Genomic DNA, 14,829 nt, shown 5'->3' on the forward strand with positions numbered 1-14,829 from the left:
CACGGGGAGTGCAAGATGTGGCAAAAAACAACAAACAAAAACCACCAAACACACTATTGAGTTCTCAAACAACAGACGAGATTGTCTTGATTTTGCCCGTTTCAGGGCAACCCTGCCAGCTTAAACTATCTGATCCGGCGAGTCAAGCTTCTCTGTCTCCGCTCTCGCGGCGACGTGTGAAACATTAGATCGGAGTGACTTTCGAAGTCAAATCGCCTGGTCAGAGGCGTTTCCCTGCGAACGTCGGGGCGTCGGCCTAGCTGACACGCTCGATCTCGGCCCCCAGGCTGACCAGGTTCTCCACGAACAACGGGTACCCGCGATCGATGTGGTAGACGTCGTGCACTTCGGTGTCGCCGTCGGCGACCAGGCCCGCGAGCACCAGGCCAGCGCCGGCGCGGATGTCCGAGGACCACACGGGCGCACTCGACAGCTGCGGGATCCCCCGGACGACGGCATGGTGGCCATCGGTCCTGGCATCCGCCCCGAGCCGGATCATCTCCTCGACGAAGCGGAACCGTGCCTCGAAGACGTTCTCGGTGATCATCGAGGTCCCATCCGAGATCGCCGCCAGCCCGATCGCCATCGGTTGCAGGTCGGTCGGGAAACCCGGGAACGGCAGGGTCGCGACATTCACCGCCTTGGGCCGCTCGTACTGCACGACCCGGAACCCGTCGTCGCTCTGCGTGACGGTGGCTCCCACGTCGTGCAGCTTGTGCAGCACCAACTGGAGATGGGCCGGATCGATTCCGGTGACCGTGATGTCTCCCCTGGTCATCGCGGCAGCGATACCCCAGGTGGCCGCGACGATGCGGTCGCCGATCACCCGATGCTCTGTGGGATGCAGCTTGTCCACGCCGGTGATCGTCAGCGTGGACGAACCCGCACCCTCGACCTGGGCCCCCATCTGGTTGAGCATGTCGCAGAGGTCCACCACGTCGGGCTCCCGTGCCACGTTGTGGATCGTCGTCACGCCCTTGGCCAAGACCGCGGCCATCAGGATGTTCTCGGTTGCCCCCACCGACGGGAATTCCAACTGGATCTCGGCGCCGTGCAGTTCATCGGCTTCGGCAACGACGCATCCGTGCTCGATGTTGCAGTCCGCCCCGAGTTGCCGCAGGCCGGACTGATGCATGTCGAGGGGCCGCGAGCCGATCGCGTCACCACCTGGCAGCGCAACCTTGGCGCGTTTGCATCTGCCGACCAGCGGGCCGAGCACGCAGACCGATGCGCGGAACTGTCTGACCGCCGCGAAGTCGGCGTCGTACTTCGGCTCATCGGGAGACGTGATGCGCACGACGTCGCCCTCGAGCTCGACCGTCGCACCGAGGCCTCGCAACACCTCCGCCATCAGCGGAACGTCCAGGATGTCCGGGCAGTTGGTGATCGTCGTCGTCCCCTCGGCCAGCAGACTGGCGGCCATCAGTTTGAGCACGCTGTTCTTGGCGCCACCGACAGCAACTTGTCCAGACAACCTGTTGCCGCCGGTCACCACGAAACGCTCACTCACGCGGTAAGTGTAAGCAGCGAAGGAGCACGTGTCAGTCAGCTCGGCCACACGCCACGGGTACGGTTTGGGCCATGGGAGTTCACCTGACCCGCATCTACACCCGCACCGGCGACGACGGCACCACGGGACTCAGCGATTTCTCCCGCGTCAGCAAGAATGACGCCCGGCTGATCGCCTACGCGGACTGTGACGAAGCCAACGCGGCGATCGGCGCCGCCGTGGCTCTCGGCTCCCCTGATCAGCAAATCGCTGACGTGTTGCGCCAGATTCAGAACGACCTCTTCGACGCCGGAGCGGACCTGTCGACCCCCGTCGTGGAGAACCCCGAGTACCCGCCGCTGCGCATCCAACAGGCCTACATCGACCGCCTCGAGCGGTGGTGCGACGAGTTCAACGAGGCGCTGCCGGCGTTGAATTCGTTCATCCTGCCCGGCGGCACCGCGCTGTCAGCGCTGCTGCACGTGGCGCGCACCGTGACCCGGCGAGCCGAACGGTCGGCCTGGACGGCGGTCGACAGGCATGGCGACTCGGTGAGCGTGCTGCCGGCGAAGTACCTCAACCGGCTCTCTGATCTGCTTTTCATCCTGTCCCGCGTCGCCAACCCAGACGGGGACGTGCTGTGGAAGCCAGGCGGGGGCCAGTCCACGACGCAGGACTGACCGCGCCGATTCAGGGACTCGTGCGCCGCGATCGCGGATTCGGCCGGGACTCGAACCACGACAGGAACGCCGTGAGCGCGCCGCGATCCAGGGCGATTTCATAACCACTGCGGCGTTCGGGCCGCTCGGCCCCCGTGTCACGCAGTTCCAGGACGACGATCTCATCGGTCATGATGTCGAACTCGTCGCCGCGTGGCGCACGACGCGCCACGATCTCAATCCCGCGCCGGCTCAACCGGCGATCGGGCCACCAACGCAGGCTGGAGAGGCGGTAGAACACCGCCTCTCCGCCGCGATAACGAATCACTCCATGCCGCCAGCCGTGGCCGGCGACTGCCGGGATGTCCCGAAGGATCGCCGCCGTACCACCCTGTCGCAACTTCCACAGGCGGTAGCACAACGCCAACACGAGCAGGAACAGCCCGCACACCAGCACGACCATCACTGCCATGGACGTGCTCAGCGTCATCTGAGTCAGTCGAGCTGCCCGACGGCGCGAAGCCGCGCACGACCGCGGGCCGCGATCGCCGGATCCTCCGACTCCGAGTCGGCCTTGGCCGCATCAGCGTCGATTTCGGACTCGAACGCCGCCGACTCGGCCAGGATGATCACGCCCTCTTCGGTGACCGACAAGAAGCCACCGTCGACGGCGATCCGCAGATCGTCCTCGCCTTCACGCTCGACACGCACCATCGCGTCGTCGACCAACTGGGCGACCAGCGGGATGTGCCGCGGCAGGATGCCGATTTCGCCGGCGGTGGTGCGGGTGAACACGAACGTGGCCTTACCCGACCAGATCTGCCGCTCCACGGCGACGATGTCGACGTCAAGTTCAGCCATCGTGCACCACCTTTCCGTTCGCTCGGCCTACGGTCACCGCGCTCACAGCTTGGCGCCGAGGCTCTCGGCCTTCTTGGCGAGGTCATCGAGACCACCGATCAGGAAGAAGGCCTGCTCCGGCAGATGGTCGAACTCGCCCTTGGCCAGCTTGTCGAAGGCCTCGATGGTCTCCTTGAGCGGAACGGTCGAGCCCGGCTGACCGGTGAACTGCTCGGCAGCCATCATGTTCTGGCTCAGGAAGCGCTCGACCTTACGGGCGCGGTACACCAGCACCTTGTCCTCTTCGGACAGCTCGTCGATACCGAGGATGGCGATGATGTCCTGGAGATCCTTGTAGCGCTGCAGGATTCGGATGACTTCCTGAGCGACCCGGTAGTGCTCGTCGCCGACGACGCTGGGGTGCAGAATCGTCGAGCTCGAGGCCAGCGGATCCACGGCCGGGAAGATGCCCTTCGAGAACACCGCACGGGAGAGCTCGGTGGTGGCGTCGAGGTGCGCGAACGTGGTGGCCGGCGCGGGGTCGGTGTAGTCGTCGGCGGGCACGTACACGGCCTGCATCGAGGTGATCGAACGACCACGCGTCGAGGTGATGCGCTCCTGGAGCTCACCCATCTCGTCGGCCAGCGTGGGCTGGTAACCCACGGCGGAGGGCATACGGCCCAGCAGCGTCGAGACCTCGGAACCGGCCTGCGTGAAGCGGAAGATGTTGTCGATGAACAGCAGCACGTCCTGGTTCTGCTCATCGCGGAAGTACTCCGCCATGGTCAGCGCGGACAGCGCCACACGCATACGGGTGCCTGGCGGCTCGTCCATCTGACCGAACACCAGCGCGGTGTCCTTGAGGACGTTCGCGTCGGCGAGCTCGACCCACAGGTCGTTGCCCTCACGGGTGCGCTCACCCACGCCGGCGAACACCGAGGTGCCACCGAAGTTGCGCGCGATGCGGTTGATCATCTCCTGGATGAGCACCGTCTTGCCGACGCCGGCGCCGCCGAACAGGGCGATCTTTCCACCGCGGACGTACGGGGTCAGCAGGTCGACGACCTTGAGGCCGGTCTCCAGCATCTCGGTGCGGGGCTCGAGGTCGGCGAAGGCCGGCGGCTTGCGGTGGATCGACCAGTGGTCGAAGTCCTTGCCGTAGCCGGGCTCGTCGAGGCAGTCGCCGAGGGCGTTGAACACGTGGCCCTTGACGCCGTCGCCGACCGGGACGGAGATCGAGGCACCGGTGTCGGTGACCTCGACGCCGCGGACCAGGCCGTCGGTGGGCTGCATGGAGATGGTGCGCACCAGGTTGTCACCGAGGTGCTGCGCGACCTCGAGGGTCAGCGTCTTCGACAGCTCCTTGTAGGAGATGTCGGCGTGCAGGGCATTGAACAGCTCCGGCACCGAGCCACGGGGGAACTCCACGTCCACGACGGGGCCGGTGATGCGGACCACGCGCCCGGTGGTGTCCTTCTTCGCTTCTGCGGGGGCAGTCATATCTTTTCGCTTTCCTACTGGGGGTGGGTCCTGGGGAGTGTTTAGCCTGCTGCGTCGGCCAACGCGTTGGCGCCGCCCACGATCTCGCTGATTTCCTGGGTGATCTGCGCCTGCCGTTCGCGGTTGGCCTCGAGCGTCAGCGCCTTGATCAGATCGTCGGCGTTGTCGCTCGCGGACTTCATCGCGCGACGACGGGCCGCCGACTCCGAGGCCGCGGCCTCGAGCAGAGCGGCGTACACGCGGGTCGCCACATAACGCGGAAGCAGCGCCCCGAACAGGGTCTCGGCATCCGGCTCGAAGGAGAACAGGGTCTGCGGGCCCTTGTCCTCGTCCTCGCCGACGTACTCGACCACCATCGGTGCGATCCGACGCGCCTCGGCGGTCTGCGACAGCATCGACTTGAACTCGGTGAACACGATGTGGAGTTCGTCGACCCCGAGGATGCCGTCGGCACCCGCGTCGTCGCCCTCATCGTCGACACCGGACATGAAGGACGCGACGAGCGTGTCCGCGATCTCCTTGGCGTCCTCGTAGGTCGGCCTCTCGGAGAAGCCCGTCCACGACTCGGTGACCTCACGCTGGCGGAAGCTGTAGTAGCCCAGAGCCTTTCGGCCCACCGCGTAGAGAACGGTCTCCTTGCCCTCTTCCCGAAGCAGGGCCTGCAGTTCCTCGGCCTGCCGCAGCACGTTGGCGTTGTACGCGCCGCACAGACCGCGGTCCGACGACACCACCAGCACAGCCGCGCGCCGGGGGTTCTCGCGTTCCACCAGCAGCGGGTGATCCAACGCACTGGCGCCGGCCAGGTTGGTCAGCATGTTGGTGATCTCCTCGGCGTAGGGCCGGGCCGCTTCGACCCGGGCCTGCGCCTTGGCGATCCGCGACGTCGCGATCAGCTCCTGGGCCTTGGTGATCTTCTTGATCGACCCGGCGGAGCGGATGCGGCCGCGCAATTCGCGCAGTGTGGCTGCCATCTGTTTTCCAGATCCCTACTTCTTCTTCGGCGGAGCGGGCTTCTTGACCTTGACGGACTCCTTGCCGACCTCGTCCTCGGACAGCGCGTCGACCTTCTCGTCGACGACGACCGAGCTGCCGTCGGTGGCCTGGAAGCCCTTCTTGAAGTCGTTGATGACCTCGACGAGCTTCTCCTCGGTCTCCTCGGAGAGCTTCTTGGTCTCACGGATGTCCGACAGGATGCCGTCGTGGCTGGCCTTCACGTGCTCGAGCAGCTCGGACTCGAAACGCTGCACGTCCTCGACGGGCACCGAGTCCAGGTGGCCCTTGGTGCCGAGGAAGATCGCGACGACCTGGTCCTCGACCGAGAGCGGCGAGTACTGCGGCTGCTTGAGCAGCTCCACCAGGCGGGCACCGCGATCCAGCTGAGCCTTCGAGGCGGCGTCCAGGTCGGAGGCGAAGGCCGCGAAGGCCTCCAGCTCGCGGTACTGCGACAGATCCAGACGCAGCGAGCCCGCGACCTCTTTCATGGCCTTGATCTGCGCGGCGCCACCGACTCGGGACACCGACACACCGACGTTGATCGCCGGCCGGACGCCCTGGTTGAACAGGTCGGACTCCAGGAAGCACTGGCCGTCGGTGATCGAGATGACGTTGGTGGGGATGTAGGCCGAGATGTCGTTGGCCTTGGTCTCGATGATCGGCAGGCCGGTCATCGAACCGCCACCCAGCTCGTCGGAGAGCTTGGCGCAGCGCTCCAGCAGACGCGAGTGCAGGTAGAAGACGTCACCCGGGTAGGCCTCGCGACCCGGCGGGCGGCGCAGCAGCAGCGAGATGGCGCGGTAGGCCTCGGCCTGCTTGGTCAGATCATCGAACACGATCAGGACGTGCTTGCCGTTGTACATCCAGTGCTGGCCGATGGCCGAACCGGTGTAGGGCGCGAGCCACTTGAAGCCGGCGGAGTCGGACGCGGGGGCCGCGACGATGGTGGTGTACTCCATCGCGCCACCCTCTTCCAGCGCACGCTTCACGCTGGCGATGGTGGTGCCCTTCTGGCCGATGGCCACGTACACGCAGCGGACCTGCTGGTTCGGGTCCCCGGTCTCCCAGGCCTGGCGCTGGTTCAGGATGGTGTCGACGCAGACCGCGGTCTTGCCGGTCTTGCGGTCACCGATGATCAGCTGGCGCTGTCCGCGACCGATCGGGGTCTGCGAGTCGATGGCCTTGATGCCGGTCTGCAGCGGCTCGGACACGCCCTGGCGCTGCACCACCGAGGGCGCCTGCAGTTCGAGCGCACGGCGGGTCTCCGCCTTGATCTCGCCCTGGCCGTCGATCGGCTCACCCAGCGGGTTGATGACACGGCCCAGGAAGGCGTCGCCCACCGGAACCGACAGCACCTCGCCGGTGCGCTTGACCTGCTGGCCCTCTTCGATGTTCTCGAAGTTGCCCAGGATCACGGCGCCGACGCTGTGCTCGTCGAGGTTGAGGGCCACGCCCAGCACGCCGCCCGGGAACTCGAGGAGCTCCTGGGTCATGACCGAGGGCAGGCCCTCGACGTGGGCGATGCCGTCACCGGCGTCGACGACGGTACCGATCTCCTCGCGCCCGCTGTCGGCGGAAAACGAGGACACATAGTCCTCGATGGCACCTTCGATATCAGCAGCGGAGATTGTCAACTCTGCCATGGTTTTTCGTCTTCCTACCTTGCTTTGAACGGGTGGTCTGTGGGGTGGGTGCGTCAGTCCGGCAGCTGCGCTTGCGCAGCGGCCAGGCGGGATGCAATCGATCCGTCGATGACCTCGTCACCAACGGCGATCGACAGACCGCCGAGCAGCTCCGGGTCGACATTCAGCTGCACGTAGACGGGACGGCCATAGATGCGCGCCAGCACGTCCGACAGCCGGGTGCGTTGTGTGTCGGAGAGCTCTGCCGCCGCGCTGACGTGCGCAACCACCTCTCCCCGGCGTGCGACCGCGAGTTCAGCGAGGTCCAGGACGGCCTCGTCGGCGCGTTCGCCGTGAAGCAGCCGGACGGTCTGAGTCAGCAGCGCCTTGGCGGTCTGATTCACGTCGCTGCCACGGAGGACCTTCTCGAGCAGGCCGATCCGGGTGTCGGCAGGCACGGCCGCGTAATCGCTGAGCAGGCTGGCCAGTCGGGGCTCCTCGTCGAGGATCCGACCGAAGCGGAACAGCTGATCCTCCACGGCGTCCACTTCGCCGGCCACCTCGGCGCGCTTGAGAAGCGCGAGGCGAGCGGTGTGCTCGACGCCGAGGATCAGGTCGGCCTCGGTGGACCAGCGCTGCGACACCGCGGTGCGCAGGAGCTTCAGCGTGGACTCGTCGAGCTTGCCGGTCAGCAGACGATCGACGAGGTTGGTCTTGGCCGTCGCATCTTCGGAGGGCTCCGCGAGGTGCTTGGTGAGGACCTGCTCGGAACGCAGCAGCTCCACCACCGAGACCAGTTCGTCAGCCACCTTGGTGAGGTTGTCCGCGTCCAGACCGCCAGCGACGCTGTCGAACTCGGAGGTCAGCGCGGTCAGCGCCGCGCGCCTGGAGGCCCGCAGGCGGGCCGACGCGCCGGTCTCGATGACGACCGAGGACGGCGCCATCTCGTCGAGCTCGGCCAGGAAACGGTCGACGGTGGCGGCCTGAGCCGCCGAGTCGGCAAGGTGAGCGCGGACGAGTTCATCGGCCTTCTGCACGGCTTCGGCACCGAGGTCGCCCCGCAGCTGCCGCACGACCTGCTGGTGCATCAGCTGAATCTGTTGTGCGCCTTGAGCCTTGATGCGCTCGGCGTCGACACCGGCCTGCTCTTCGAGCTGGGCGGCGATGCGCGCCGAGTCCTGCTTGGCCTCCTCGGTGACCCGAGCTGCCTCGGCGTTGGCGTCAGCCAGGGCCTTGGCGTGCATCGCGTCGGCGTCCGCAAGCTTCTGCGCGGCCGACGCGCTCTCGGCGAGGGCGGTCCGCACGGCGTCCTGCTGCTTCTGCATCAGGTTCCGCACGGGTGGCACCACCCACTTCACGATGATGAACGCGATCACCGCGAACCCGATCAGCTGGCCGATGAAAATCGACATCTAGGCGCTCCCACCTGATTTCACGTCTACGCCGAGGATGCGGCTGGCCAGAGTGGCCGAGAGCCCATCCACCGACTGCTGCAGTTCTGCTTCGGTCGCCGAACGCTGCTGGGACAACTGCTCGTCTGCCTGCCGAACGGATTCGGCGACTTCGCCGCTGGCCGTGGCGCGCTTGGCGTCGACGACCTGGCGACCCGCGTTGCGGGCCTCGTCACGAATGGCAGACGCCTCTGACCGGGCACCGGTCATGGCCTCTTCGTAGTCGGCCTGAGCGGCCGCGACCTGCTCGGCCGACTTGCGGTTGTCCGCCGCGGTCTTGGACAGCATGGCCTCACGCTCGGCGAGGACCTTGCTGACCGGCGGCACCACCCACTTCGCGATCACGCCGAGCGTGATCAAGAAGATGAGCAGCACAACGAAGAAGGTGCCGTTGGGGACCAGGAAGTTACTGGTCCCCCCGCCCTCTTCGGCGGCCGCCAATACGGCGACCGGCGCTGATCCAGTCAGTTCACCCATGCCGATGGATTACTGCAGGCCCGGGGTGGCGAAGACGAACAGCGCCATGAAGGCCAGGTTGATGAAGTACGCAGCCTCGACCAGACCGACGGTGATGAAGAACGGCGTGAACAGCCGGCCCTGGGCCTCGGGCTGCCGGGCGATGCCCGAGATCAGGGCGTTACCCGCGATGCCGTCACCAATGCCAGCGCCGATGGCACCGCCACCCATGATCAGACCGCCGCCGATCAGAGCGCCTGCCGTGATGAGGGCGTTGGGATCGAGTTCCATTCCTTTTATCCTCCTTGATAACTGGTGGCCGTGCCGCCAGAGTTCGTGGTCGTTACGTCGTAGGGACTTGGGACTAGCGCAGTGCTGCTCAGTGTGTGTCAGTGCTCATCGTGGTCCAGCTCCATCGCCTGGCTGAAGTACAGGATGGTCAGCAGCGAGAAGATGAAGGCCTGGATCAGACCGACGAACAGGTCGAAGGTCTTCCAGATGGCGTTGGGCGCCCACTGGATGTACCAGGGGAACATCGCGATCAGCGCGACCAGGATGCCGCCGGCGAAGATGTTGCCGAAAAGACGGAGGGCCAGCGAGATCGGCTTGGCCAGTTCTTCGACGATGTTGATCGGGGCCAGGAAGGCGACGTGGCCCTTGACGACCTTGACCGGGTGGCCGACGATGCCGCGCCGCCAGATGCCGGCCGCGTGGTAGCAGAGGAACACGAACAGCGCGAGCGCCAGCACGAAGTTGATGTCCGAGGCGGGCGCCTTGTACAGCTCGGCCGCGGCGCCGTCCGCTCCCCCGTACTGCAGGGGCAGCACAGCCAGCCAGTTCGAGATCAGGATGAACACGAAGATCGTGACCGACAGCGGCAGCACGAACGGGGCGATCTTCATGCCGATCGAGCCCTCGATCTGCTGGCGCATCTGGATCGTCAGCGCCTCCCAGAACAGCTGAACGCCTCCCGGAACACCCGTCGAGGTGACCTTGGCCCGCAGGACGAAGGCAAGGCCGATCACGATCAGCGCGGTGATCGCGGTCGCGATGATGGTGTCACCGTTGAACGTCATGCCGAACATTTCGAACACCAGCGTGTGGTGACCGACGTGAATGGCGGCGCCGCCACCCTCCTCGGCGGCGAGAACGGTCTCAGTCATCGTTGCCTGAGTGATCGTCTGAGTCATTGAGGTCAGCTCAACCCTTCGATTCCGTATCCAAGACGTCCAATCCGTTGGCGCGGATCTTGCGCAGCACCGGAAGGCTGGTGCTCATCACGAGAAGCGCCTGGAAGATCGCCAGTCCGAAAAGAACGCCGATTCCGCCGATGTGCTTGAAGAAGTATGCGGTGGCCAGGGCGATCACCGAGATCACCATCAGGCGCATGGCCGAGTTGACGGCCATCTTCTTCTTGAGCGGATGTTCCTGAGCGGTGATGGACTCGACCGCGTGGCGGACCATCAACGCGTTGACAAGCCCGATGGCCAGTCCCAAACCAAAGAAGAGCCCGTAGCCGATGCTTCCGATGAAGCCGGTGGCGAGCACCGCGAGGGCCGTGAGAGCGACGCAGACCATCGCCAGGCGTACCGGTCTGAACGCCACGGATGGGAACACCAACGGCGCGTCGTGCGCTGGCGTTGTCACTGCGACTCCTCTAGCTCGCGGTCGGTGCGTGCCCGATGAGCGTATCGGAGGGCAGCGCGCGCGCTGGACTCACCCACGGGGTAGCTCCCTGTAATCGGTCGACGAGCAGTCGACGGTCGGTCTCAAACGGCGCCGATCGGTCACTGGGACCGTGGGCCGGGCCGGCAACCCGCGAGGTTTTCGGGTTCTGCGGAGAACCGTACCACATGGTAGAAGGCCGAAACCGGGGCCTACTACAAATCGTCGTAATCGGCTCGTTTCGGCTGCGCCCGTGGCTGGCCGCAACTAGTCCAGACGGCCCGCGAAGTAGTCGTCGAAGCCGTCGTCACCACTTCGGCGCAGCAGTGGAATCAAGGTCACGACAATGGCCACCAGGATCGCCGCCAGCATCACCGCCCCGGTGTAGCGCGGATCGAAGAAGATCGTGCTCGCCGCGCCGAACGCGATGATGCCGACCCACAGGTAGATCAACAGGACCACCCGGCGGTGGGAGTGACCGATCTGCAGGAGTCGGTGGTGCAGGTGCATCTTGTCGGGGCTGAACGGGCTGCGGCCGGCGCGGGTCCGGCGCACGATCGCCAGCAGCATGTCCAGCGCGGGCACCAGCATCACCGCGACCACGAGCAGGAACGGCGACAGCAGCGCGAAGACGTCGCGCGCGCCGTAGGCGTTCTGCGAGATCGGTCCCGCCGCCGTCGTCGAGGCCGCCGCGAGCATCAGGCCGATCAGCATCGACCCGGAGTCGCCCATGAAGATCTTGGCGCGATGGAAGTTGTGCGGCAGGAATCCGAGGCAGGCGCCGGCGAGCACGACCGAGATGACCGCCGGCGGGTAGAACAGCACGTCGCCGCCGTGGTCGCGCAGCAGTCCGACGGAGAACACGCAGATCGCCATCGCGGTGATCAGGCCGAGACCGGCCGCGAGGCCGTCGAGTCCGTCGACGAAGTTCATCGCGTTGACGATCGACACCGTCAAGGCGAGCGTGAGCAGGATCGAGGCGGTCTGGTCGAGCACGATCGTGCCGACCCCACCGATCGGGATGTAGAGCACGCTCCAGGCCACCCCCATGGTGACCAGCACGCTGGCAGCGGTGATCTGCCCGGCGAACTTGGTCAGGGCGTCCAATCCCCACCTGTCGTCGATGACGCCGATCACCATGATCAGCCCGCCGGCCACGACGACGGCCGGCATGCCGCTCGAGTAGACGAAACCGCGGGTGAGCGCGGGAAGCTGGGACGCCAGGAAGACGGCCGCGACGACGCCGACGTACATCGCCACCCCACCCATGCGGGGCGTGGGCTGGACGTGCACATCGCGTTCGCGCGGCACCGCGACGGCGCCGAACCGGGTCGCCAGGACCCGCACCGGGCTGGTGGCGAAGTAGGTGATGATCGCGGCCGTGAGGCCCACGAGCGTGAGTTCCCGCAATGGAACCCCGGCGCCGCGATCGGACAGCGCGAGCAGACTGTGCGCCAGCACCGTGCCTGGACCGCCTCCGCTCAACACCGAATGAACCGTACTGGACGAACTTAAGACGCAGGCTGCTGCAGGAGCGAATCCGGCGTCACGTTGAGGACTTTCGCGATGGCGTCCGCGGAGATGGGGCCCTCCCGCAGGATTCTGGGCTCAGGGCCACTGAGATCGACGATGGTCGAGGCGGAGCCCTGTTCGGCGGGTCCGCCGTCGAGATACACCTCGACGCGCTCCCCCAACTGCGTGCGGGCCTGATCCACCGACACCGCGGGCGGGTGCCCGGAGATGTTCGCACTCGACACGGCCATCGGACCGACTGCGCGCAGCACCTCGATCGCGACGGGGTGCAGTGGCATCCGCAGCATCACGGTGCCGTCGGCGTCGCCGAGGTCCCACTGCAGCGACGGCGCCTGCCGCACGACCAGGCTCAGCGCGCCGGGCCAGAACGCTCTGATGAGCTCACGCGCGGACTGCGGGACTGTGTAGACCAGGCCCTCGATGGTGTGCCAGGACCCCACCAGGACCGGCACCGGCATGTCCCGGCCGCGGCCCTTGGCCGCCAGCAGTGCCGCCACGGCGGCGCTGTCGAAGGCGTCCGCGCCGATCCCGTAGACGGTGTCGGTGGGGATGACCACAAGACGGCCGCCCTTGGCAGCACTGACCGCCGAGGCGATCCCGGTGGCTCGCTGCTCGGGGTCACCGCAGTCGAAGACATTGCTCACGGCAGGTCGCTCCTCTCCGCATCGGTGCGCCGGGTGGCGGTGACGAATCGCCACCGCCCGGCCAGGTCTCGTCGCGGCCGCACGTCCTCGAAGAGGCCGGCGCGCTCGATCAGGTCGACGGTAGCCCCCGAAGTGGTGTCGTCGTGCTCGACGCCGAACCACCCGCCGGGACGCAGCCAGCGGCCGGCCAGCGTGACCACGGCGTCGATGACCCGCATGCCGTCGGGGCCGCCGAACAGCGCGTGGTGCGGATCGTGTTCGGCGACTTCGGGATCGAGGGTCGCGCCGTCGGGGATGTAGGGCGGATTGCACAGCAGCAGGTCAACTCGGCCGTCGAACTCGGGAAACAGTCCGGTGGCGGTGACGTCGGCCTCGATGAACCGGACGTCGGTGCCCGCACCGTTGCGCCGCGCATAGTCGAGGGCGTCCGGTGAGTCGTCGACGGCGACGACGGTGGCCGACGGACGGTGTCCGGCGACCGCGAGCGCCAGGGCCCCGCTGCCCGTGCACAGATCCACGACCAGTGGATGCCGTTGGCGGGGAACGGAATCGAGTACACCCATGGCCCATTCGAGCAGGGATTCCGTCTCGGGCCGCGGGATGAAGACGCCCGGGCCGACGTGGAGTTCCAATGGGCCGAACGGCGCGGTGCCGGTGAGGTGCTGCAGTGGAATGCGGCGCGAGCGAGCCTCCACGAGGCTCTGATAGCGGGAGTCGAAGTCCGCGGGCGCCTCGGCTCGGAACAGTCCGCCGCGCTCGACTCCGAGCAGGTGTGCGGCCAGCAGTTCGGCGTCCGTGCGCGCCGAGTCGACGCCGGCCCGCTCAAGAATGCGGGTCGCGGCGGCCACAGCGTCGGCCAGCGAGGTGTGCGCGCCAACGCCGGGCATCAGGCCTGCTGAAGCCGGGTCTGCTTGTCGGCCTCGGCCAACGCGTCCAACAACGGGTCCAGGTCGCCGTCGAGCACCTGATCGAGATTGTGGGCCTTGAAGTTGATCCGGTGATCGGCGATCCGGTTCTCCGGAAAGTTGTACGTGCGGATGCGCTCGCTGCGGTCGACGGTGCGGATCTGGCTGGCGCGGTCGGCGGAGGCGTCGGCCTGCGCCTGCTCTTCGGCCAGCGCCTGCAGCCGGGCCGCGAGCACCTGCATGGCACGGGCCTTGTTCTGCAGCTGCGAGCGCTCGTTCTGGCAGGTGACCACAATCCCGGTGGGCAGGTGCGTGATGCGCACGGCGGAGTCGGTGGTGTTGACGCCCTGCCCGCCCTTGCCGGATGACCGGTAGACGTCGATGCGCAGGTCGGACTCGTCGATCTGGACCTGCTCGACCTCTTCGGGCTCCGGGTAGACCAGCACGCCGGCAGCCGAAGTGTGCACGCGCCCTTGGGATTCGGTGACGGGGACGCGCTGCACGCGATGCACACCACCCTCGAACTTCAACCGCGACCAGACACCGTCGAGCGAATCGCCCCTGCTGGCGATGGACAGCGTCGCGTCCTTGTAGCCACCGAGGTCGGAGGTGGTCTCCCCGAGCATCGTCACGGTCCACCCGCGGCGCTCGGCGTAGCGGATGTACATCCGGGCCAGGTCGGCGGCGAACAGCGCCGACTCCTCGCCACCCTCACCCGATTTCACCTCGAGCACGATGTCGTCGGCGTCGTGCGGGTCTCGTGGTGCGAGAAGGTCGGTGAGCTGGCGGTCCAACTCCGCCACGCGGGTCTCGAGGTCCACGACCTCGGCCGCGAACGACTCATCCTGGCCCGCGAGTTCACGAGCGGCCTCGAGGTCGCCGCGGGCCGACTCGAGCTTGCGGTAGGTCGAGACGATGGGCGCGATCTGCGCGAACCGACGCCCGACGCGACGCGCGTTGGTGGCGTCCGCATGCAGTTCGGGATCGGCCAACTGCCGCTCGAGGTCGGCATGCTCGGTCAACAGCGCATCGATCGCACTGGCACTCACACGAGCCTCCTCATCTCACTGCA

The 14,829-nt window shown here is 66.7% G+C and carries 17 protein-coding genes; 2 read left to right on the forward strand and 15 right to left on the reverse strand.

Annotated features, from left to right (window positions below):
• Positions 1–188 (forward strand): hypothetical protein (locus A5727_RS28305; protein ID WP_231992229.1); only part of this gene is annotated, 188 nt, incomplete at its 5' end.
• Between the two features lie 68 nt (positions 189–256).
• Here the strand turns inward: A5727_RS28305 and murA are convergent.
• On the reverse strand, positions 257–1,510 hold the full coding sequence (gene murA / locus A5727_RS25765) for a UDP-N-acetylglucosamine 1-carboxyvinyltransferase (protein ID WP_068257545.1): 1,254 nt from the start codon (positions 1,508–1,510) through the stop codon (positions 257–259).
• 71 nt (positions 1,511–1,581) lie between these two features.
• Here murA and A5727_RS25770 point away from each other — a divergent pair, with 71 nt between their 5' ends.
• On the forward strand, positions 1,582–2,169 hold the full coding sequence (locus tag A5727_RS25770; protein ID WP_068257402.1) for a cob(I)yrinic acid a,c-diamide adenosyltransferase: 588 nt from the start codon (positions 1,582–1,584) through the stop codon (positions 2,167–2,169).
• A 10-nt stretch (positions 2,170–2,179) separates the two neighbouring features.
• Here A5727_RS25770 and A5727_RS25775 read toward each other — a convergent pair whose 3' ends face one another.
• From A5727_RS25775 to prfA, 14 genes are all read right to left on the reverse strand, one after another.
• On the reverse strand, positions 2,180–2,620 hold the full coding sequence (locus tag A5727_RS25775) for a DUF2550 domain-containing protein (protein WP_197507759.1): 441 nt from the start codon (positions 2,618–2,620) through the stop codon (positions 2,180–2,182).
• Between the two features lie 23 nt (positions 2,621–2,643).
• Positions 2,644–3,009: a F0F1 ATP synthase subunit epsilon gene (locus tag A5727_RS25780; protein ID WP_068257405.1), complete on the reverse strand. Its 366-nt coding sequence runs from the start codon at positions 3,007–3,009 to the stop codon at positions 2,644–2,646.
• A 42-nt stretch (positions 3,010–3,051) separates the two neighbouring features.
• Entirely contained in the window at positions 3,052–4,488 is a 1,437-nt protein-coding gene (atpD, locus tag A5727_RS25785; protein ID WP_068257408.1) for a F0F1 ATP synthase subunit beta, read from the reverse strand.
• Positions 4,489–4,529: 41 nt separating this feature from the next.
• Positions 4,530–5,459, reverse strand: a complete 930-nt coding sequence (locus tag A5727_RS25790; protein ID WP_068257412.1) for a F0F1 ATP synthase subunit gamma — start codon at positions 5,457–5,459, stop codon at positions 4,530–4,532.
• A 15-nt stretch (positions 5,460–5,474) separates the two neighbouring features.
• The gene (gene atpA / locus A5727_RS25795) at positions 5,475–7,124 is read right to left on the reverse strand and encodes a F0F1 ATP synthase subunit alpha (protein ID WP_068257415.1); all 1,650 of its coding nucleotides are present in this window, start codon (positions 7,122–7,124) and stop codon (positions 5,475–5,477) included.
• Positions 7,125–7,177: 53 nt separating this feature from the next.
• Positions 7,178–8,515 (reverse strand): F0F1 ATP synthase subunit B/delta, encoded by a 1,338-nt coding sequence (locus A5727_RS25800; RefSeq protein ID WP_068257418.1) that lies wholly within the window; start codon positions 8,513–8,515, stop codon positions 7,178–7,180.
• Positions 8,516–9,031, reverse strand: coding sequence for a F0F1 ATP synthase subunit B (locus tag A5727_RS25805; RefSeq protein WP_068257421.1), 516 nt, complete (start codon positions 9,029–9,031; stop codon positions 8,516–8,518).
• 9 nt (positions 9,032–9,040) lie between these two features.
• On the reverse strand, positions 9,041–9,301 hold the full coding sequence (locus A5727_RS25810; RefSeq protein WP_003888102.1) for a F0F1 ATP synthase subunit C: 261 nt from the start codon (positions 9,299–9,301) through the stop codon (positions 9,041–9,043).
• Between the two features lie 98 nt (positions 9,302–9,399).
• Complete coding sequence (gene atpB / locus A5727_RS25815) at positions 9,400–10,173, reverse strand: F0F1 ATP synthase subunit A (RefSeq protein WP_068257424.1); 774 nt, start codon at positions 10,171–10,173, stop codon at positions 9,400–9,402.
• A 37-nt stretch (positions 10,174–10,210) separates the two neighbouring features.
• Positions 10,211–10,657, reverse strand: coding sequence for an ATP synthase subunit I (locus A5727_RS25820; protein WP_068257427.1), 447 nt, complete (start codon positions 10,655–10,657; stop codon positions 10,211–10,213).
• Between the two features lie 285 nt (positions 10,658–10,942).
• The gene (locus A5727_RS25825; RefSeq protein ID WP_068257430.1) at positions 10,943–12,163 is read right to left on the reverse strand and encodes a glycosyltransferase family 4 protein; all 1,221 of its coding nucleotides are present in this window, start codon (positions 12,161–12,163) and stop codon (positions 10,943–10,945) included.
• A gap of 23 nt (positions 12,164–12,186) precedes the next feature.
• Positions 12,187–12,852, reverse strand: coding sequence for an L-threonylcarbamoyladenylate synthase (locus A5727_RS25830; protein ID WP_068257433.1), 666 nt, complete (start codon positions 12,850–12,852; stop codon positions 12,187–12,189).
• Positions 12,849–13,739 (reverse strand): peptide chain release factor N(5)-glutamine methyltransferase, encoded by an 891-nt coding sequence (gene prmC, locus A5727_RS25835; RefSeq protein WP_068257436.1) that lies wholly within the window; start codon positions 13,737–13,739, stop codon positions 12,849–12,851. Before prmC ends, A5727_RS25830 begins: the two co-directional genes overlap by 4 nt.
• Positions 13,739–14,806 carry a peptide chain release factor 1 gene (prfA, locus tag A5727_RS25840; protein ID WP_068257439.1) on the reverse strand — a complete coding sequence of 356 codons (1,068 nt, stop codon included), beginning with the start codon at positions 14,804–14,806 and terminating at the stop codon, positions 13,739–13,741. The genes prmC and prfA overlap by 1 nt, the downstream gene beginning before the upstream one ends.
• Positions 14,807–14,829: the final 23 nt, after the last annotated feature.

It is taken from the genome of Mycobacterium sp. ACS4331, from assembly GCF_001667265.1.
In the GTDB taxonomy this organism is placed as follows: Bacteria; Actinomycetota; Actinomycetes; order Mycobacteriales; family Mycobacteriaceae; genus Mycobacterium.

Bases quoted from the DNA above. Each gene is read 5' to 3' on its own strand.
- A5727_RS25770 (WP_068257402.1), top strand. From the start codon at position 1,582: ATGGGAGTTCACCTGACCCGCATCTACACCCGCACCGGCGACGACGGC.
- A5727_RS25775 (WP_197507759.1), bottom strand. From the start codon at position 2,620: ATGGCAGTGATGGTCGTGCTGGTGTGCGGGCTGTTCCTGCTCGTGTTG.
- A5727_RS25780 (WP_068257405.1), bottom strand. From the start codon at position 3,009: ATGGCTGAACTTGACGTCGACATCGTCGCCGTGGAGCGGCAGATCTGG.
- atpD (WP_068257408.1), bottom strand. From the start codon at position 4,488: ATGACTGCCCCCGCAGAAGCGAAGAAGGACACCACCGGGCGCGTGGTC.
- A5727_RS25790 (WP_068257412.1), bottom strand. From the start codon at position 5,459: ATGGCAGCCACACTGCGCGAATTGCGCGGCCGCATCCGCTCCGCCGGG.
- atpA (WP_068257415.1), bottom strand. From the start codon at position 7,124: ATGGCAGAGTTGACAATCTCCGCTGCTGATATCGAAGGTGCCATCGAG.
- A5727_RS25800 (WP_068257418.1), bottom strand. From the start codon at position 8,515: ATGTCGATTTTCATCGGCCAGCTGATCGGGTTCGCGGTGATCGCGTTC.
- A5727_RS25805 (WP_068257421.1), bottom strand. From the start codon at position 9,031: ATGGGTGAACTGACTGGATCAGCGCCGGTCGCCGTATTGGCGGCCGCC.
- A5727_RS25810 (WP_003888102.1), bottom strand. From the start codon at position 9,301: ATGGAACTCGATCCCAACGCCCTCATCACGGCAGGCGCTCTGATCGGC.
- atpB (WP_068257424.1), bottom strand. From the start codon at position 10,173: ATGACTGAGACCGTTCTCGCCGCCGAGGAGGGTGGCGGCGCCGCCATT.
- prmC (WP_068257436.1), bottom strand. From the start codon at position 13,739: ATGCCCGGCGTTGGCGCGCACACCTCGCTGGCCGACGCTGTGGCCGCC.